Source organism: Stenotrophomonas sp. Y6, assembly GCF_022436665.1.
Classification (GTDB): Bacteria; Pseudomonadota; Gammaproteobacteria; order Xanthomonadales; family Xanthomonadaceae; genus Stenotrophomonas; species Stenotrophomonas acidaminiphila_A.
Genome location: NZ_JAKUKB010000004.1, coordinates 232,124 through 250,835 on the forward strand (window position 1 = coordinate 232,124; position 18,712 = coordinate 250,835).

17 protein-coding genes are annotated in these 18,712 nt (G+C 70.4%); 11 read left to right on the plus strand and 6 right to left on the minus strand.

The window, feature by feature from the left end; genetic code table 11:
• The first annotated feature begins 15 nt into the window (after positions 1-15).
• The 4 genes from MKP15_RS06825 (at position 16) to MKP15_RS06840 (ending at position 1,596) form a co-directional block, all read left to right on the plus strand.
• Positions 16-405 (plus strand): rhodanese-like domain-containing protein, encoded by a 390-nt coding sequence (locus MKP15_RS06825; protein WP_240212202.1) that lies wholly within the window; start codon positions 16-18, stop codon positions 403-405.
• Positions 406-407: 2 nt separating this feature from the next.
• Positions 408-761, plus strand: a complete 354-nt coding sequence (locus tag MKP15_RS06830; protein WP_240212203.1) for a metalloregulator ArsR/SmtB family transcription factor — start codon at positions 408-410, stop codon at positions 759-761.
• The gene (locus MKP15_RS06835; RefSeq protein WP_240212204.1) at positions 758-1,129 is read left to right on the plus strand and encodes a rhodanese-like domain-containing protein; all 372 of its coding nucleotides are present in this window, start codon (positions 758-760) and stop codon (positions 1,127-1,129) included. Before MKP15_RS06830 ends, MKP15_RS06835 begins: the two co-directional genes overlap by 4 nt.
• Before the next feature lie 110 nt (positions 1,130-1,239).
• Positions 1,240-1,596, plus strand: coding sequence for a carboxymuconolactone decarboxylase family protein (locus MKP15_RS06840; protein ID WP_161613419.1), 357 nt, complete (start codon positions 1,240-1,242; stop codon positions 1,594-1,596).
• A gap of 19 nt (positions 1,597-1,615) precedes the next feature.
• On the opposite strand, the gene MKP15_RS06845 is transcribed toward MKP15_RS06840, so the two are convergent.
• The gene (locus tag MKP15_RS06845; protein WP_240212205.1) at positions 1,616-4,957 is read right to left on the minus strand and encodes a PAS-domain containing protein; all 3,342 of its coding nucleotides are present in this window, start codon (positions 4,955-4,957) and stop codon (positions 1,616-1,618) included.
• A gap of 240 nt (positions 4,958-5,197) precedes the next feature.
• The gene (locus tag MKP15_RS06850; RefSeq protein WP_240212206.1) at positions 5,198-7,435 is read right to left on the minus strand and encodes a TonB-dependent receptor; all 2,238 of its coding nucleotides are present in this window, start codon (positions 7,433-7,435) and stop codon (positions 5,198-5,200) included.
• A 163-nt stretch (positions 7,436-7,598) separates the two neighbouring features.
• On the opposite strand from MKP15_RS06850, the gene MKP15_RS06855 reads away from it, so the two are divergent.
• The gene (locus MKP15_RS06855; RefSeq protein ID WP_240212207.1) at positions 7,599-9,005 is read left to right on the plus strand and encodes a GntP family permease; all 1,407 of its coding nucleotides are present in this window, start codon (positions 7,599-7,601) and stop codon (positions 9,003-9,005) included.
• Positions 9,006-9,545: 540 nt separating this feature from the next.
• Here the strand turns inward: MKP15_RS06855 and MKP15_RS06860 are convergent.
• Positions 9,546-9,950: a ComEA family DNA-binding protein gene (locus MKP15_RS06860; protein WP_199776828.1), complete on the minus strand. Its 405-nt coding sequence runs from the start codon at positions 9,948-9,950 to the stop codon at positions 9,546-9,548.
• A 128-nt stretch (positions 9,951-10,078) separates the two neighbouring features.
• Between MKP15_RS06860 and MKP15_RS06865 the strand changes: the two genes are divergently transcribed.
• The 4 genes from MKP15_RS06865 to murU all read left to right on the plus strand — a co-directional run bounded on the left by MKP15_RS06865 (position 10,079) and on the right by murU (position 13,714).
• Positions 10,079-11,572: a M20 family metallopeptidase gene (locus MKP15_RS06865; RefSeq protein WP_240212208.1), complete on the plus strand. Its 1,494-nt coding sequence runs from the start codon at positions 10,079-10,081 to the stop codon at positions 11,570-11,572.
• A gap of 64 nt (positions 11,573-11,636) precedes the next feature.
• The gene (locus MKP15_RS06870; protein WP_054667206.1) at positions 11,637-11,906 is read left to right on the plus strand and encodes a GlsB/YeaQ/YmgE family stress response membrane protein; all 270 of its coding nucleotides are present in this window, start codon (positions 11,637-11,639) and stop codon (positions 11,904-11,906) included.
• Between the two features lie 93 nt (positions 11,907-11,999).
• The gene (locus tag MKP15_RS06875; RefSeq protein ID WP_240212209.1) at positions 12,000-13,013 is read left to right on the plus strand and encodes a phosphotransferase; all 1,014 of its coding nucleotides are present in this window, start codon (positions 12,000-12,002) and stop codon (positions 13,011-13,013) included.
• Entirely contained in the window at positions 13,010-13,714 is a 705-nt protein-coding gene (gene murU / locus MKP15_RS06880) for an N-acetylmuramate alpha-1-phosphate uridylyltransferase MurU (protein ID WP_240212210.1), read from the plus strand. The genes MKP15_RS06875 and murU overlap by 4 nt, the downstream gene beginning before the upstream one ends.
• A gap of 383 nt (positions 13,715-14,097) precedes the next feature.
• Here the strand turns inward: murU and hda are convergent, their stop codons facing one another.
• Genes hda through MKP15_RS06895 form a run of 3 tightly spaced genes read right to left on the minus strand, consistent with a single transcriptional unit; the run spans position 14,098 to position 17,116 of the window.
• Complete coding sequence (gene hda / locus MKP15_RS06885) at positions 14,098-14,793, minus strand: DnaA regulatory inactivator Hda (RefSeq protein WP_240212211.1); 696 nt, start codon at positions 14,791-14,793, stop codon at positions 14,098-14,100.
• Complete coding sequence (locus tag MKP15_RS06890; protein ID WP_161613411.1) at positions 14,790-15,959, minus strand: AI-2E family transporter; 1,170 nt, start codon at positions 15,957-15,959, stop codon at positions 14,790-14,792. Before MKP15_RS06890 ends, hda begins: the two co-directional genes overlap by 4 nt.
• Complete coding sequence (locus MKP15_RS06895; protein WP_237723402.1) at positions 15,956-17,116, minus strand: DUF2066 domain-containing protein; 1,161 nt, start codon at positions 17,114-17,116, stop codon at positions 15,956-15,958. Before MKP15_RS06895 ends, MKP15_RS06890 begins: the two co-directional genes overlap by 4 nt.
• Positions 17,117-17,162: 46 nt before the next feature.
• On the opposite strand from MKP15_RS06895, the gene purM reads away from it, so the two are divergent.
• Positions 17,163-18,221: a phosphoribosylformylglycinamidine cyclo-ligase gene (gene purM, locus MKP15_RS06900; protein ID WP_240212212.1), complete on the plus strand. Its 1,059-nt coding sequence runs from the start codon at positions 17,163-17,165 to the stop codon at positions 18,219-18,221.
• 24 nt (positions 18,222-18,245) lie between these two features.
• Positions 18,246-18,689 carry a hypothetical protein gene (locus MKP15_RS06905; protein ID WP_104939393.1) on the plus strand — a complete coding sequence of 148 codons (444 nt, stop codon included), beginning with the start codon at positions 18,246-18,248 and terminating at the stop codon, positions 18,687-18,689.
• The last annotated feature ends 23 nt before the right edge of the window (positions 18,690-18,712 follow it).

The window sequence follows — 18,712 nt, forward strand, 5'->3', positions numbered from 1 at the left end:
ATATAAGGAACCGCCATGCCTGCCTCCATCAACGACCTGGTCGCCGCCGCCCGCGCCCGCATCCGCGAGGTTTCCCCGCAGCAAGTCGCCGCCTGGCCGGCCGGCAGCGTCGCGATCATCGACGTGCGCGAAGCGGACGAATATGCCGCCGGCCACCTGCCCGGCGCGGTCAACATCCCGCGCGGGGTGCTGGAGTTCCGCATCCACGCCCACCCGGCGCTGGCGTGTTCCACCAGTCAGGAACTGGCCCGCCCCGACCGTCCGCTGCTGCTGTACTGCCTGACCGGCGGCCGCTCGGCACTGGCCGCCGACAGCCTGCGCCAGCTCGGCTTCAGCGACGTGCGTTCGCTTGCCGGCGGCGTTGCCGCGTGGCGCAATGAAGCCCTCCCGCTGGAACAGGAATGATGATGGCCGATACCGCTTCCCGCCCGCCGTTCGACGTGACCGCGATGCGCGCGCATGCCGGCGACGCCGCGCAGCTGCTCAAGGCGCTGGCCAACGAGAACCGGCTGCAGGTGCTGTGCCTGCTGGCCGAGGGCGAGCGTTCGGTGGGCGAGATCAACGCCCTGCTGGACCTGAGCCAGTCGGCGCTGTCGCAGCACCTGGCGGTGCTGCGCGAGGAAGGCCTGGTGCTGACCCGGCGCGAGGCGCAGACCATCGTCTACGCGCTGGCCGACGGCCCGGCGGCGGCGGTGATGCACACCCTGCACGGCATCTACTGCGGCGCCCCCGCCGCCCGCAGCCGGGCGGCCAGGCGATGATCGCGCTGCTGCGGGCCCTGTTCGGCGGTCGCGGCGCGCAGCTCACGGCGCATGAAGCGCGTGCGCGCATGCAGCGTGGCGCGGTGCTGGTGGACGTGCGCGAACCGGCCGAGTTCGCCCGCGGCCACGCGCCCGGCGCACGCCTGCTGCCGCTGTCGCGCATCCGCGCGGGCGCGGCCGGCGCGCTGGAGACGCTGGACCTGCCCGACACCCCCCACGAACTGCTGCTGATCTGCCACAGCGGCATGCGCTCGCGCATCGCCCAGGCGGCGCTGGCAGGGCACCCGCGCGTGCGCTGCGTCAACGTCGCCGGCGGCATGCAGGCCTGGGCCGCCGCGGGCCTGCCGACCACACCACCGCAGGGCTGACCACGCGTTACCGGCCCTTCCTGCACAGCGGCGCCCGGCGCCGATGCCTGTTCCCACCACGCCGGCAATCGCCGGGCACCGTTCCCCTTCCCTTCCCGAGGAGCAAATCCATGAGCGCCACCCCGTCCTACACCGACCTGACCCGCGACATCTCGCGCAACCTCACCCCGCTGCGCACCCACAACGCCGATGTGATGCAGGGCTTCGGCGCACTCAGCAAGGCGGCAATGGCGGCCGGCGCGCTGGATGAGAAGACCAAGGAACTGATCGCCATGGCGATCGGCGTAGCCAACCGCTGCGACGGCTGCCTCGGCTTCCATGCCAAGGCGCTGGTCCGGCTGGGCGCCACCCCGGAGGAGTTCCGCGAGATGCTCGGCGTGGCGGTCTACATGGGCGGCGGCCCGTCGTTGATGTACGCGGCCAACGCGCTGGCGGCGTTCGAGGAATTCAGCACCGCGCAGGGCTGAGCACGTCTCACCGCGCGCGCTATGGCCGGGCCAGCGCGCGCGCGGCCAGCAGCCGGTCCATGATCGATTTCAGCGCGAGCGGCCGCACCGGCTTGTGCAGCAGGGTCAGGCCCTGCTCCAGCACCTCGCGGCGGGTGGCCAGGCTGTCGTCGGCGCTGAGGATCAGGGTCGGCCGGGTGCCGAAGCACGCCCCCAGCCGCGCCTGCAGCGCGGTGCCGGTGTCGCCGTCGTCCAGGTTGTAGTCGAACAGCCACAACGCCGCTGGCGCGGCCTGCATCGCCGCGACCGCAGCGGCCTCGGCCGACGCCTCGGCCACGTCGTAGCCCCAGCCGCGCAGCAGCGCCGCCAGCCCGGCCAGCGCCGCCGGGTCGTTGTCCACCACCAGCACCCGGACCGCACCGCGCGCCGCCGGCTCCGCCGGTCCCGGCGGCGGCGCCGCCGGCGTGGATACCGGCAACGCATCCACCGCCACCGAGAACACCGTGCCCCGGCCGAGCGTGCTGCGCAGCCTCAGTGGCGCCTGCAGCAGGCCGGCGATGCGGTCGGCGATGGCCAGGCCCAGGCCCAGCCCCTGACCGCCGCTGTCCTCGCCACGGCGGAACTCCTCGAAGATGCGCCGCTGCTCGGTCGCGGCGATGCCCGGCCCGGTGTCGTGCACCTCGATGCGCAGCCGTCCGCCCTCGCGGCGCACGCCCAGCAGCACGCCGCCGCGCGCGGTATAGCGCACCGCATTGGCCAGGAAGTTCTGCAGCACCCGCCGCAGCAGCTGCGGGTCGCTGTTCACCCAGGCCCGGGTCGGCACGTAGCGGAAGCCCAGCCCACGCGCCGCGGCCAGTGCACGGAACTCGGAAGCCAGCGGGTCGAGCACCTCGGCCAGCGGCATCCCGCGCGGCTGCGGCACCAGCCCGCCGGCCTCCAGCCGCGACATGTCGAACAGGCCGGTGAGCAGCTGCGTGGTCGAATCCAGCGCGCCGCGGATCTGCGCCACCGCCTGCCGCTGCGACGGCGCCTCCACCTGCTGCGCCAGGGTGTCGGTGAACAGGTGCGCGGCATGCAGCGGCTGCAGCAGGTCATGGCCGATGGCGGCCAGGAACCGGCTCTTGGCGTCGTTGGCGCGCTCGGCCTCGCGCTTGGCCGACTCCAGCAGCGCGGTGCGCTCGCCCACCCGCTGCTCCAGGGTCTCGTTGCTGCGCATCAGTTCCTGTTCGGTGCGGCGGAACTCGGTGACGTCGGTGAAGGTGGCCACGAAGCCGCCGCCGGGCATCGGATTGCCGCGGATCTCGACGATGCGGCCGTCCGGGAACACCCGCTCGGTGAGATGCGCGGTGCCGGCGCGCATGAACGCCAGGCGCCGGTCCACCGCACGCTCGTCGCTGCCACGCTGCGGCAGCGCCTGCAGCGCCCAGCGGGTCAGGTCGACGATCGGCCGGCCCACCTGCAGCAGTTCATCGGGGAAGCCGAACAACTGCGCATACGGGCGGTTCCAGGCCACCAGCCGCTGCTCGCGGTCGATCACGCTGATGCCCTGGCTCATGTTCTGCAATGCCGCCTGCAATACCTGCTGGTTGAAGCGCAGGTCCAGCGAGGCCTCGCTGACGATGGCCGCGACCGTGGCCAGTTCGCCGCTCTCGCGGCGCGCGGCGTCGAGCAGCAGCCGCGCCGACGCCGCGCCGAGCACCGCGGACAATTCGCGCTCGATGCTGGCCTCGGTCGCCGCCGGCACCGGCCCCTGCCGCGGCGCGTCGGCCAGCAGCCGCTGCACCTTCTCCCACGGCAGGAAGCGGCGGCCGGCGTCGCGCAGTGCGTCCGCGTCGAGGTTGCGCCGGGTGCGGTCGGGCGTGTCGCGGCGCCAGGCCATCACCAGCAGCGTCACCGCGGTGCCGACGAACAGGCTGGCGCCGACCGCGCGTCCCAGCGGGCTCCAGCCGGTCAGCCCGAACAGCGCCTCGGGCGCCAGCCAGCGCCAGCCCAGCGGCCCGTCGGCAAGCCAGGCCGGCACCCTGCCGCTGCTCTCCAGCAGGGTCGGCAGCAGCAGCACCCAGGCCCAGGTGGCGAAACCGGCCAGCACCCCGGCGATGGCCGCGCGCGGCGGCGTCTGCGGCCGCCAGATCGCGAACCCCAGCACCGGCACCAGCGTGGCCATCGCCGAGAACGAGATCGCGCCGATGTCGGCCAGTACGTTGCCGCCGCCGATCGAACGGCTGTAGCCCCAGGCCAGCAGCATGATCACGCAGATGCCGGCGCGCCGCAGCCACACCAGTTCGCGGCGGTGGTCGCCGCCGGCGCGGGCCCAGGTACTGCGCAGCAGGCCCGGCGCGAACCAGTGGTTGCCGATCATCAGGCTCAGGGTCAACGTGCTGACCACCACCATGCCGGTGGCCGCGCTGAGCCCGCCGAGGAAGGCGAACAGCGCCACCCCGGTGTGCCCGGCGGAGAACGGCAGGGCCAGGGTGTACATGTCGCTGGGCACGCTGTCGCCCAGCAACGCGGTGCCGGCGCGCGCCAGCGGCAGGATCGGCAGCGCGATCAGCAGCAGGTACAGCGGGAACAGCCAGCGCGAGGTGCGGATGTCGGCCGGGTCGCGGCACTCGACCACGCCGACGTGGAACTGGTGCGGCAGCAGGAACATCGCCAGCGCGCCAAGCAGCACCAGCGGCATGAAGCCGCCGGCCGGCGCATCCGCCACCGGCGCGGGCGGCGGCACCGCCACCGCATCCAGCCCGAACCAGACGAAGGCGCCCAGCGCCAGCATCGCGCCCAGCTTGAACAGCGACTCGGCGGCCATCGCCAGCACCAGCCCGCGGTTGTGCTCGGACACGTCGGCGCGGCGCGCGCCGAACAGCATCGCGAACAGCGCCATCGCCAGCGCCACGTACAGCGCGCTGTCGCGCCAGGGCGCGGCGTCCACCGCATCGGCCGAGCGCAGGGTGAGCATGGCAAAGCTCATCGCCACCGCCTTGAGCTGCAGCGCGATGTAGGGAATGAGCCCGAGCGCGGCGATCAGCGTCACCGTCGCCGCCAGCCAGGCGTCGCGCCCCAGCCGCGCAGCGATCAGGTCGGCCAGCGAGGTCGCGTTGGTCTCGCGCGCCAGCCGCACCAGGCGCACCATCATGCCGATGCCCAGCGCGTAGAACAGGATCGCGCCGACGAAGGTCGGCGGCAGCGGCCAGCCATAGCGCGCGGCCTGGGTGACCGTGCCGTAGAACGTCCACGAGGTGCAGTGCACCGCCAGCGACAGCGCGTAGACATGGCGCCAGTGGCGCGCGAACACGGTGGGCCGGCGTTCGCCATAGAGCGCGACGCCGAACATCAGCACCAGCCAGGCCACTCCGGCCAATGCCACCGTCACCAGACTCAACATGCGCAAGCAGTCCCCGTATGCATGGCGGGCAGGATACGGCGCACGCCCCGCGTGGCGGAACCGCGCGGACCCCGGCCCGGCCGCGGCATGGTGGCCGGCGCCCCGCGCGCCGCGCGCCGGCCCCGTGCGCGGCATGCGGCCGCGCCCCGCCACCGCCACGCCGCGGCTGCGGGCCCGCGCACGAAAAAGCCCTCCCTGCGGGCGCAGGGAGGGCCGGGTTGCGGAACTGCGGCACGCGCCTCAGAAGTTGTAGCGCAGCGACATGTACCAGTTGCGCGGCAGGCCGTAGTAGGCGGTCTGGATGTTGCCCACGCTGGCGAACTCCTGGCCTTCGGTCTTGTATTCCCTGTCGGTCAGGTTGCGCACGCCGGCACGCACCTGCCAGGCCATCTGCGGCGAATCCCACACGCCGTAGACGCCGAGCAGGGTGTAGGCGTCCTGGCTCAGCACCGCGCGGTTGTCCACGCTCAGCCAGGTCTTGCCGCGGTAGGAGACATCGCCACCGAAGGTCAGGTTGCCGTTGTCGCCCAGCGAGAACACGTGCTGCAGGGCCACGCGCGCGGTCCAGTCCGGCGAGAACGGCACGTGGTCATGGTTCACGTTCGGATCGAAGCCCGGGTACGAGGGATCCAGGCGGAAGTCCTCGAACTTGTCGTACTTGGCGTCCATCCAGCCGATCTGTGCGCTCAGCGTGGTGGCCTCGCCCAGCAGCGCACTGCCCTCCAGCTCGATGCCCTTGATGTTGAGCTTGGCCGCGTTGAGCACCGGGAAGGTGCCCACGTCCTGCGAGACGCGCGCCTGGAAGTCGCTGTAGTTGCTGTAGAACGCCGCCGCGCTGCCGCGGAAGCGGCGGTCGGCCGAGCTGCCCTTCAGGCCGAGCTCGTAGGTCCACACGTATTCCGGATCGAACTTGGCGTGCTGGGTGTCGTAGCGGGTGTTGGCGCGGCCGTTGAAGCCGCCGGACTTGAAGCCGCGGTTGGCCGACACGTAGCCCATCAGGTTGTCGCCGAACGCCTTCTGCAGGCTGATCGACGGGGTGACCGCGGTCCACGAGGCGTTGGCGGCAAAGGCCACGGTTTCGTTCAGGGCGGTGAACGGTGCGCCCCAGAAGGTGCTGGTGGAACGGGCGTAATCCTTCTTGTCCTTGGTCCAGCGCACGCCCGCGGCCACGGTCCAGCTCGGCACGAACTCCCAGTTGAGGTGGGCGAAGGCGGCGTTGGAGGTGGTGGTCAGGTCATCGTTGATGGTGCGCAGGAACGGCACCTTCGCCCCCAGGAACGAGAACAGGTCGTCGGCATAGGCCTCCTGGTAGGACGGGACGTTCTCCTTCATGTAGTACGCGCCGAAGGTGGCGTGCAGGTTGGAGCCGTTGTCGTAGTGCAGCTGGAATTCCTGGCTCTTCTGGTCCTGGTTCAACGCGACCAGCACGTCGCCCAGCTCGTACTCGGAGGCGTCGATGTCGATGTAAGACTTGGTCTTGAGCTTGCGGTAGGAGCTGATGCTCTTCAGCGTCCACTGCGCGTTGATGTCCCAGTCCATCGCCAGCGATGCACCGGAGTGCTTCAGGTACTGGCCCTCGCCGTTCTTGAACGAGGTCAGGGCGCGGCGGTTCCACTCGCCGGTCTCGCCGGGCTGCAGCACGATCACGCCGGCCGGCGCGAGGCTGGTCTGGCGCAGGTCGGCCATCGGCCGGCCCAGGGTCAGCGCGGCGTCCTGCTTGGTGGTGTCCAGCGACAGCGTGGCACGGAAGCTGTCGGTGGGGTTGAAGGCCATCTTGAAGCGCAGCGCCTCGGTGTCGTCGTCGTTGTAGCGCTTGCCGGTCTCGGCGTCCTTGACGTAACCGTCGTTGGTGATCTTGGCACCGGCGATGCTGGCGGCGATGGTGTCGCTGAGCTTGCCCGAAACGTAGAAGCGGCCTTCCAGGCGGCCGTAGTCACCCGCGGTGACTTCCACCGCGCCGCCCTCGTTGTCGAACGGATTCTTGGTGGTCAGCTTGATCGCGCCGCCGGTGGAGTTCTTGCCATACAGCGTGCCCTGCGGGCCGCGCAGCACTTCCAGCTGCTGGATGTCGAACAGCGAGAACAGCGCGCCGTTGATGCGCGAGTAGTAGACGTCGTCGACGTACATGCCCACGCCCGGGTCGAACGTCTGCAGCGCGTCCGGCTGGCCGATGCCGCGGATGAACACGTTGACGCTGTTGGCCGAGCCGCGGCCCTGGGCGATGTTCATGTTCGGCACCGCGCCCTGCAGGCCTTCCACGGTGGAGGCCTGCAGGTCCTTGATCTGCTCCTCGCCGAACGCCGACACCGCCACCGGCACGTCCTGGATGGACTCGGCGCGACGCCGCGCGGTCACGGTGACTTCGTCCAGCTGGGTGGCCTGCTGGCCGGCCGCCGGCTGCTGTTCCTGGGCCTGCACGAATGCGGCCGGGGCCAGCAGTGCACAGCCCACGGCCATGCTCAGATACTTGCGCTTCATTGGTCTCCCTCCTCCCGGGTATGACACGGCGGCACACGGATGCCGCCCACGTAGCGCACGTTAACGGGGCGTTAGGAGCGGGCGTATCGTCCGTTCGTACAGTGGGCCGGGCCGGGCCGGCTCCCGATACTCGCCGGCATCGTGTCTGGCCGGGGAGCCGTGGATGTCGTTTCTGATCGTACTGGCGGCGCTGTGCTTCCTGATGTTCGTGGCCTACCGCGGCTACAGCGTGATCCTGTTCGCGCCGGTGGCGGCGCTGGGCGCGGTGCTGCTGACCGACCCGACGCTGGTGCAGCCGATGTTCACCGGCCTGTTCATGGACAAGATGGTCGGCTTCCTGAAGCTGTATTTCCCGGTGTTCCTGCTCGGCGCGGTGTTCGGCAAGCTGATCGAGATCTCCGGCTTCTCCAAGTCGATCGTCACCGCCACCATCCGCCTGGTCGGCGCACAGCGCGCGATGCTGTCCATCGTGCTGGTCTGCGCGCTGCTGACCTACGGCGGGGTGTCGCTGTTCGTGGTGGTGTTCGCGGTCTACCCGTTCGCCGCCGAGCTGTTCCGCCAGAGCAACATTCCCAAACGGCTGATCCCGGGCACCATCGCCCTGGGGGCGTTCACATTCACCATGGACGCGCTGCCGGGCACGCCGCAGATCCAGAACATCATCCCGGCCTCGTTCTTCGGCACCACCGGCTGGGCCGCGCCCTGGCTGGGGGTGATCGGCACGGTCGTGATCCTGGTGCTGGGCATGAGCTACCTGGAATGGCGCCGGCGGGTCGCCATCGCCCGCGGCGAGGGCTACGCCGGTACCGACGAAGCGCTGCGCAACGAGCCCGAGCCCTTCAGGGGCGACCGCCTGGCGCACCCGCTGCTGGCGGTGCTGCCGCTGCTGCTGGTGGGCGTGGCCAATTTCCTGTTCACCCGCTGGATCCCCGGCTTCTACGGCGAAAGCCAGTCGTTCGTGCCCGCGGTGATCGGCAACCCCGCGCCGGTGGTGCAGGAGGTGTCCAAGGTCGCCGCCATCTGGGCGGTGCAGGGGGCGCTGCTGCTGGGCATCCTCAGCGTCGTCGTGCTTGCCTGGAAGCCGGTGGTGGCGGCCTTCGCCGAGGGCACTAAATCGGCGATCGGCGGCGCCATGCTGGCGTCGATGAACACCGCCTCCGAGTACGGCTTCGGCGCGGTGATCGCCGCCCTGCCCGGCTTCCTGGTCGTGGCCAACGCACTGGGGTCGATCCCCAACCCGCTGGTCAACGAGGCCATTTCCGTCACCGCCATGGCCGGCATCACCGGCTCGGCGTCGGGCGGCATGAGCATCGCCCTGGCGGCCATGGCCGACAGCTTCATCGCCAACGCGCAGACCGCCGGCATTCCCATGGACGTGCTGCACCGGGTGGCGGCGATGGCGTCCGGCGGCATGGACACCCTGCCGCACAACGGCGCGGTCATCACCGTGCTGGCCGTGACCGGCCTGACCCACCGCCAGTCCTACAAGGACATCTTCGCCATCACGATCATCAAGACCCTGGCCGTGTTCGCGATCATCGGCGTGTACTACGCCACCGGCGTGGTCTGAAGACAGGGGCACGCGCGCCGCGCGGGCGCTCACCAGCGGGTTTGGGCAGTCAACCGCCCCTCGTCCCCCAAGGGACAGCATCAAGCCGGTGGGGTCGCGCCACATCGCGCAGGCCCCGCGCCGGTCGCGCTGCGCGGCGGGCCTGCCGCAGCGGGACAGGGCGACCGCTGGTCGGGCATGAATCGGGGCGGTCCGGCATTTCCGGCCACTGCGGGGAGGCCGCAGCCACTGCGTGGGCGCCGAACGCGGCCGGTTGCAGTGCGCGGGACGCGGGCATCGAGCTGGATTGCATGGCCGGCAGGACGCCCTGTCCGGGCGGGCGGCTGGCGGCGGGCGGTGACCGGGAATGCCGCGGCCAATGCCAAGCCTCGGTGGTCCGCCACGGCCGCAAAAAGAATCGCCCGGCTGCACGTCACTGTGCAACACCGGGCGATATTCACGTCCTTGTAGGCTTCCTGCCTCTCCCCTGCCTCCTGGCTATGCGGGGTTCTCCGTGTGGCCGTCGTCCAGACGGCGCACATAACCGCGATTCCTTTCCGCTCAGCGTCTTTCGACCGGTTTGGCCGCTGCCGGCTTGGCAGGCCTGGCGGCGGAGGCGGTTCCTGCGCCCACGCCGATCAGGTCACGATTCCGTTCGACCGTCTTCAAACCGATGCCTTTCACCAGTGCCAGTTCCTCGACACTCTTGAAAGGGCCGTTCGCCTGCCGGTATTCGACGATCGCCTGCGCCTTGGCGGCGCCGACATTCACCAATACCTGGTCCAGCTCCGCCGCGGTGGCGGTGTTGATGTCGACCTTGTCCGTGGCATGCGCCGATGCGGTCAACAACAACGCCAGAACCAGTGACTTCAGCATCACGGTGAAACGCTTCATCGCTGCAACTCCTTGTGGCTTGGACTGGAATGCCGGCAGTCCCGCCGGCCAGTCCAGTGTTCCGCGCCACATGAACACAGCCTATCCGCCGCGCCTTCACACCGCAGCCGGCAAACCGCCCGATTCCTTGTAGGAAAATTCCTACAAGACGGACGGCGTAGAATGGGCGCATCTGAAACCTTCGCAACCGGAGTTCCCGAATGGACAGCGCCAAGCTCGGCCAATTTCTCAGTGACAAGTGGGACAGCGACATCGTCCCGCAGCTGGTCGACTACATCCGCATCCCCAACAAGTCGCCGATGTTCGACGCGAACTGGGTTGCCAATGGCTACATGGACCAGGCCGTGGCGCTGATGGAGGGCTGGGCCAGGGCGCAGAAGATCCCGGGCCTGCAGGTCGAGGTGGTCCGCCTGGAAGGCCGCACCCCGCTGATCTTCCTGGAAATCCCGGCCTCCGGCCCGGAGACCGGCGACGACACCGTGCTGCTTTACGGCCACCTGGACAAGCAGCCGGAAATGACCGGCTGGGATCCCGACCTGGGCCCGTGGAAGCCGGTGCTGCGCGGCGACAAGCTGTACGGCCGCGGCGGCGCCGACGACGGCTATGCCCTGTTCGGCTCGCTGGCCGCGGTGCTCGCCCTGCAGGAACAGGGCCTGCCGCACGCCCGCTGCGTGATCCTGATCGAGGCCTGCGAGGAATCCGGCTCCTACGACCTGCCGGCCTACGTCGACCACCTGGCCGGGCACATCGGCCAGCCGTCGCTGGTGGTGTGCCTGGACTCGGGCTGCGCCAACTACGACCAGCTGTGGTGCACCACCTCGCTGCGCGGCCTGACCGGCGGCAACTTCACCGTCAAGGTGCTCAACGAGGGCGTGCACTCCGGCGACGCCTCCGGCGTGGTGCCGTCCAGCTTCCGCCTGCTGCGCCAGCTGCTCTCGCGCATCGAGGACGAGAACACCGGCCGTATCCTGCTCGACGGCCTGCACACCGAAATCCCGGCCGAGCGCCTGGAACAGGCCCGGCGCGCGGCCGAAGTGGTCGATACCGCCATCTTCGACAAGTTCCCGCTGGTCGACGGCCTCAAGCCGATGAACGAGGACCTGACCGAGCTGGTGCTCAACCGCACCTGGCGCCCGGCGCTGTCGGTCACCGGCATCGGCGGCATGCCGCCGCTGGAGTCGGCCGGCAACGTGCTGCGCCCGGAAACCTCGGTGAAGCTGTCGCTGCGGCTGCCGCCGACCGCCAACGGCAAGGCCTGCGGCGAGCTGCTGAAGGAAGCGCTGCTGCGCGACCCGCCGAACGGCGCCCATGTCAGCCTGGAACTGGAAAAGGCCTCCACCGGCTGGAACGCGCCGGCCATGGCGCCGTGGCTGGAGAAGTCGATCGACGACGCCAGCCAGGCCTTCTTCGGCAAGCCGGCCATGTACATGGGTGAAGGCGGCTCGATCCCGTTCATGGGCATGCTGGGCGAGAAGTTCCCCGGCGCGCAGTTCATGATCACCGGCGTGCTCGGCCCGCACTCCAATGCGCACGGCCCGAACGAGTTCCTGCACATCCCGATGGGCAAGCGGGTCACCGCCTGCGTCTCCAAGGTGCTGTTCGACCACCACGCAGCCAGCCTGCGCGGCGAGACCAGCGGCTCGCCGGTGGCCGCCGACAGCGGCACCCGCCACGGCGGCCACGGCTGCTGCTGAGCGGCGCGATGACGACGCAGCCTGGCCTTGCTAGGCTGCGTTTTTTCCTGGAGCGGGCGCGCACATGAGCGGACTGTTTGGCAGCGACAGCTGGCTGTACATCATCCTGGTCGGCTTCGTGGTCGGCCTGCTCGGGCGCTTCTTCATGCCCGGCAACAACCGCATGGGCTGCCTGCTCACCATCGTGCTGGGCATCGCCGGCGCGGTGTTCGCCGGCTGGTTCGGCCGCGAGATGGGCTGGTATGCCGCCGGGCAGCCGGCCGGCTTCGTCGGCGCCATCATCGGCGCCATCGCCCTGCTGGCGCTGCTGCGGCTGGTCAGCGGCAAGCGCTGAAGCCCATCCCGGATTTCCCTTCCAACACGGCACGTCCCCGGAGCGCAGCGCCCCGGCGGCGGGGCCATTGGCACCTGCGAGCACGCTCCACCGATGAACCCGGACATTTCCCTCGAACCGCAGCGCGCGCGGCACCGCCTGGAGTGGGCACGTGAACGCCTGGCCGACGCCACCGCCAGCATCGAGCGCGCCTCGGTGGATGCCGGCTTCCGCAGCTACTGGCGCGTCACCGGTGATGCGGGCAGCCATATCGTCATGGACGCACCGCCCGGGCTGGAGGATCCGCGGCCCTGGCTGCGCATGCGCGAGCTGCTGCTGGCGCATGGGCTGCGCGTGCCCGCGCTGCTCGCGCAGGACCTGGATGCCGGCTTCCTGCTGCTGGAGGACCTTGGCGCGCCGACCCTGGCGCGGCTGCTGGACGACGGCAATGCCGATGCGTGGTTCGACCGCGCCATGGAGCAGCTGGTCCGGTTGCAGTCGATCCCGGTGCCCGACGGCTTCGGCGAGTTCGGCGAGGCGCTGCTGCAGCGCGATGCCGGCCTGTTCGACGAATGGTTCCTGCAGCGCCATCTCGGCCTGCAGCTGGACTGCGGCGAGGTCGAGGGCCTGCAACTGGTACAGCGGCGGCTGATGGACAACGCGCTGGGGCAGCCGCAGGTGATGACCCACCGCGACTTCATGCCGCGCAACCTGATGCCGGTGGCCGACGGCCCGGCGGTCCTGGATTTCCAGGACATGGTGCGCGGGCCGATCGCCTACGACCCGGTGAGCCTGTTCAAGGATGCCTTCCTCAGCTGGCCGCTGCCGCGCGTGGACGACTGGCTGGCGCGCTACCACGCGCGTGCGCTCGGCGCCGGCCTGCCGGTGCCCGACCGCGCCACCTTCCTGCGCGACGCCGACTGGATGGGCGTGCAGCGCCACCTGAAGATCCTCGGCATCTTCTCGCGCCTGCATTACCGCGACGGCAAGAGCCATTACCTGGAAGACGTGCCGCGCTTCATCGCCTACCTGGACGAGGTCCTGCAGCGCCACCCACAGCTGTCGGCGCTGCAGTCGCTGCTGCAGCGGCGGATCAAGCCGGCGCTCGCCGCGCGGGCCACCCGATGAAGGCACTGGTTTTCGCCGCCGGCCTGGGCGAGCGCATGCGCCCGCTGACCGAGCACACGCCCAAGCCGCTGCTGCCGGCCGGCGGCAAGCCGCTGATCGCATGGCACCTGGAAAAGCTGGCCGCGCTCGGCGTGCACGACGTGGTGATCAACACCTCGTGGCTGGCCGAGCAGTTCCCCCGGGCGCTGGGCGACGGCAGCCGCTGGAACCTGCGCCTGCACTACGCCCACGAAGGGCCGACCCCGCTGGAGACCGGCGGCGGCATGCTCAACGCGCTGCCGCTGCTGGGCGAGGCGCCGTTCCTGGTGGTCAATGGCGACATCTGGACCGACTTCGACTTTTCGCTGCTGCCGCGCGAGCCGGCCGGCGAGGCGCACCTGCTGCTGGTGGACAATCCACCGCAGCACCCGCGCGGTGACTACCACCTGGACGCGCACGGCGTGCTGCATGACGACCGCGACGCACCGTGCCTGACGTATGCCGGCATCGGCGTGTATCGCCCGTCGATCCTGCAGGGCTGGCGCGCGGTGATCGGCGATGCCCCCGGCAGCGAGCGCACCCCGCCGCGTTTCAGCGTGGTGCCGCTGCAGAAGCACTTCATGGCGCAGGGCCGCATGACCGGCCAGCACTACCGCGGCCGGTGGACCGACGTCGGCACCCCGCAGCGGCTGCAGGCGCTGGAAGAAGCCCTCTCATCGTAGGTACGGGGCTTGCGCCGTAGGGCGCTTTCCCGGTGAAGCCTCGTGCATTCCCGGCGAGGCATCGTGCGGGGCAAGCCCCGCACCTACGGAGAGCATTGCGCCAACGCGCCGTTCAATCACGGGTCGGGGCTTACATCCTCCGCGCCCGCATCCAGAGCACCAGCGGCGACCCTGCCCTGGTCGATTCACCGGAGCGGGTTCCTCCCGTGAACGAACAAATCTGTCGTAGGTACGGGGCTTGCCCCGTACGGCGCTTTCCCGGTGAAGCCTCGTGCATTCCCGGCAAGGCTTCGTGCGGGGGCAAGCCCCGCACCCATGCAACCCACCTGCCTCGCCTGGAACGTTCCCGGCCCCCCCCCCCGGCCAGGTGATCGCCGTGTTGCTCAGGATCCGTCCAGCACCTGGCGCAGGAACGGCACGGTGATCCGCCGCTTGGCCGCGAGCGACTCGCGGTCGAGCCGGTCCAGCAACACCACCAGGCCACCGAGGTCGCGCCCGGTGCGGGTGAGCAGCCAGTCGATCGCGGCCTGGTCCAGTGCCAGCCCGCGACGGATCGCGCGCTCGCGCAGCACCGCACCGCGGCCGGCGTCGTCGAGCGCGTCCAGCAGGATGCGCCCGCACTGCGACAGCCGCGAACGCAGGTCCGGCAGCACCAGCCCCAGCGCGTCGGGTGCGGCGCTGGCGGTGTAGAGCAGGGTCACGCCGGCGGCACGCGCACGGTTGTGGAAATCGAACAGCGCCACCTCGTCCTCGCGCTGGCCGGCGATGGCATTCAGGCCATCCAGCGCGACCACGTCGCGCCCCTCCAGCGCCTCCAGCGCATCGCGCAGGCGCCCGGCGGCGGCCTGCAGCGGCAGGTAGGCCGAACCGCGCCCGGCCTGCTCGGCGGCCGCGCACACGGCCAGCGCCAGGTGGGTCTTGCCGCTGCCCGCGGGGCCGACCAGATACACCCAGTCGCGGCTGTCGCCGGTGGCGGCGGCGCGCAACTGCGCCAGCGCCCCGTCCGGGGCACCGATGAAGGTCTCCAATCGCTGGTCCGGCGGATAGCGCAGGGCCAGCGGCAACTGCGGCACGCTCACTTCGGTTCCACGTCCTTCGGCACGATGCCCATGCCCGGGGCGGGCTCGCCGCTGGACTGCAGCACGATGGTCGGGCCGTGCCCGGCATACAGTTCGCTCTGCCGGTAACGCTCATGCGCGTAGCGCAGCAGCACGTTGATCACCGCCGCCGCCGGCAGCGCCAGCAGCATGCCGAGGAAACCGAACAACTGGCCGCCGGCCATCACCGCGAAGATCACCGCCACCGGATGCAGGCCGATCTTGTCGCCGACGATGCGCGGGGTGAGCACGTAGCTCTCCAGCAACTGGCCGACGGTGAACACCACGCCGACCAGCGCCAGCAGCTTCAGGTCGAAGCCCTGCGCCTGCACCAGCGCCGCCAGCACCGCCAGCACCACGCCGGTGGTGGCGCCCAGGTAGGGAATGAAGCTGATCAGCCCGGCGACCAGTCCGATCAGCAGGCCGAGGTTGAGTCCGACCACCGACAGGCCCACCGCGTACACCACGCCCAGCGCGATCATCACCGCGATCTGCCCACGGATGAAGGCACCCAGCACGTCGTTGGATTCGCGCGCCAGCCGCGACACGGTTTCGATATGGTTGCGCGGGATCACCGAGGCGACGCGCTCGACCAGGCGGTCCCAGTCGCGCAGGAAGTAGTACGCCAGGATCGGCAGCAGCGCCAGGTTCACCACCCAGGCCACCATCGCGAAGCCCGAGCGCGACAGGTAGCCGAACAGGGTGCTGGCCGCGCCACCGGCCTGCTGCCAATGGGTGCGCACCCACTCGAACAGGCGTTCGGGTTCCAGCCAGCCGAGGATCTCCACCCCGGTACGCCGTTCGATCCACGGCAGCGCGGTGCCCATCAGCCATTCCTGGGCCTGCGGCAGCGCGGCCACCAGGGTGGTGATCTGGCGCTGGATCATCGGCACCAGGATCAGCAGCGCCAGCGCCAGCAGCAGGATCATCAGCGCGAACACCAAGATCACCGCGGTATTGCGCGACCGGCCGCGCGCCTCCAGCCGGTCCACCAGCGGATCGCCCAGCCAGGCCAGCATCAGCGCCACCACGAACGGGGTCAGGATCGGCGCCAGCAGCCACAGCACCCACATGGCGAAGGCCCCCAGCACCGCCCACTTCACGCGGCGCAGGAACAGCGCGATTTCGGTATCGGCGCTACTGTTCATCGGACGCGGTACTCGGCCGTGGTGGACGCCGGCGCGCCTTCGGCAGGCGGTGCCACCGGCTGCAGCGCGGCATCGGCGCCGAGCATGCGGTTCAGGCCCTGCAGGCCGCTCATCAGCTCCAGGTCCAGCTCCAGGCGATCGCCGGACGCGTGTACCGGCACGACCGAACGCACCACCGGCACCGACTGCAGGGTGGCGGCCACGCGCAGGTAATCGGCCGCGGTGCGCAGCCCGCTGACGCGAATGCGGTAGGTGCCGGCGGCACCGGTCACCGGCGCCTTGGCGTAGCGCTTGACCAGCGCGTCCGCGGCACCGTCGGCGCCACCGGCCATGGCGCGGCGGGCATCGCCGTCGCGGGTGCTCCAGCGCGCCAGCTCGCGCCCGTCATCGACGAACACCCAGTCGGCCATCCAGCCACCGCCGCTGGCGCGGTACAGCTTGCCGATCAGTTGCATCGGCGGGGCATAGCGCGTCGAGGCGCGGGCGATGGCGGCGGTGTCCTGGCGCCAGATCGCGCCGACCAGCGCCTGCTCGGCGGCGCCGCCACCGGGCAGGCCCAGGCGGAAACCGCGCTCGACGGCGCGGTCCAGCAGCGGACGCGCCGCATTGGCCTGCTGCACGCCCACCAGGCGCGGGCCGCTGCCGTCGTCGATCGCCATCCACACCACCGGCTTGGGCCGCGGCTGCGGCCATACCGGCAGCCCCAGCGCCGCGACCAGCCCGTCCACGTCGTCCTGGCGGAAACGCGCCACCAGCATGGTCCGGAAGCTGGGTGCGCCGGAGGCCGACACGCTCTGGTCCTGGCGGTAGTCGTAGCTCTCGACCATGTCCCTGGCACTGCGCAGCGCCTGGGCGACGCCCGGGCGGGTCATTGCGCTGCGGTCGCCGGACAGCTTGCCCAGTACCGCGCCCAGCGCGCGCGCCAGGGCGCCGTTGCGGTCGGCGTCGCCCTGGCTGTTGACCGGCACCTCCGCCTCGTAGGCATTCTGGGCGCTGGCGATGTCGCCCTCGGTACGCAGGCCGGACTGCGCAAGCGCCGCCGGGACGGACAGGCAGAGCGCCATAAACAGGAAAAAGGCCAGGCTGCGACGCATTGAGGGTTCCATTGCTCGACGGTTCCGGTGGGAATTGTTGCCCGAATGCGGCCTTGGCGCCAACGTGGCCTGTTAAAATCGCCCGTTCACCCCGCCAGTGCAGCCGCCCGTGACCAGTTCCCCGACTTCCGCCAACTCTCCCCTGACCTACCGTGACGCCGGCGTGGACATCGACGCGGGCAACGAACTGGTCGAGCGCATCAAGCCGCTGGTCAAGCGCAGCTTCCGTCCCGAGGTGATGGGCGGGCTGGGCGGCTTCGGCGCGCTGTTCGACCTGTCCGGCAAGTACCGCGAGCCGGTGCTGGTCTCGGGTACCGATGGCGTCGGCACCAAGCTCAAGCTGGCCCAGCAGCTCGGCCGCCACGACACCATCGGCATCGACCTGGTCGCCATGTGCGTGAACGACGTGCTGGTGCAGGGCGCCGAACCGCTGTTCTTCCTGGATTACTTCGCCACCGGCAAGCTCGACATCGACACCGCCGCCGCGGTCGTGGGCGGCATCGCCAACGGCTGCACCGAGGCCGGCTGCGCGCTGATCGGTGGCGAAACCGCCGAGATGCCCGACATGTACGCCCCGGGCGAGTACGACCTGGCTGGCTTCACCGTGGCCGCGGTGGAGAAGAGCGAGCTGAAGGACGGCTCCAGCGTGCGCCAGGGTGACGTGCTGATCGGCATCGCTTCCTCCGGCCCGCATTCCAACGGCTACTCGCTGGTGCGCCGCATCTACGACCGCGCCGGCCAGCCGGCCGACCTGGTGCTGGAGGACGGCGTCAAGCTGGTGGACGCGCTGATGGCACCGACCCGCCTGTACGTCAAGCCGATCCTGTCGCTGCTGAAGGAACACGGCGCCACGATCCACGGCATGGCGCATATCACCGGCGGCGGCCTGACCGAAAACATCATCCGCGTGGTGCCCGACGGCCTGGGCCTGGACATCGATGCCGGCAGCTGGACCCTGCCGCCGGTGTTCCAGTGGCTGCAGCGCGAAGGCAACGTCGCCGACAGCGAGATGTGGCGCACCTTCAACTGCGGCATCGGCTTCGTGCTGCTGGTGCCGGCCGACCAGGCCGCCGCCATCGGCGCCTCGCTCGACACGCTGCAGCTGGCGCACTGGCAGATCGGCCAGGTGGTCGCGGCCGAGGGCGGCGAGCGCGTGCGCATCGGCTGAGGTTTCCGGACCGCACGCTGCCCCATGGACCCGGTGACCGCCCCCGCCCCGCCGCCCAGGCTGACCGACGAGGACGCCAGCCAGCTGCGCCTGCTGTCGATCTTCCATTACGTGGTGGCGGCGATCACCGGGCTGTTTTCGCTGATCCCCGTGCTGCACCTGGTGATGGGGCTGGCCATGGCCACCGGCAGGCTGCCGGTGGAGACGGGCACTTCCGGTGCGCAGGCCATCGATCCGCGATTGTTCGGCTGGTTCTTCGTTGCCTTCGCCGGCGTCTTCATTGCCTGCGGCCTGGCCCTGGCGGGTTTCATGGCCCATGCCGGCCGCTGCCTGCGGCAGCGCCGGCGTTACACGCTGTGCCTGGTGGTCGCCGCCATCTCCTGCATGATGATGCCTTTCGGCACGGTACTGGGCGTGTTCACCCTGATCGTGCTGATGCGCCCTTCGGTCAAGGCGGCCTTCGCTTGAACGGTACGTCACCGCCCTTCACC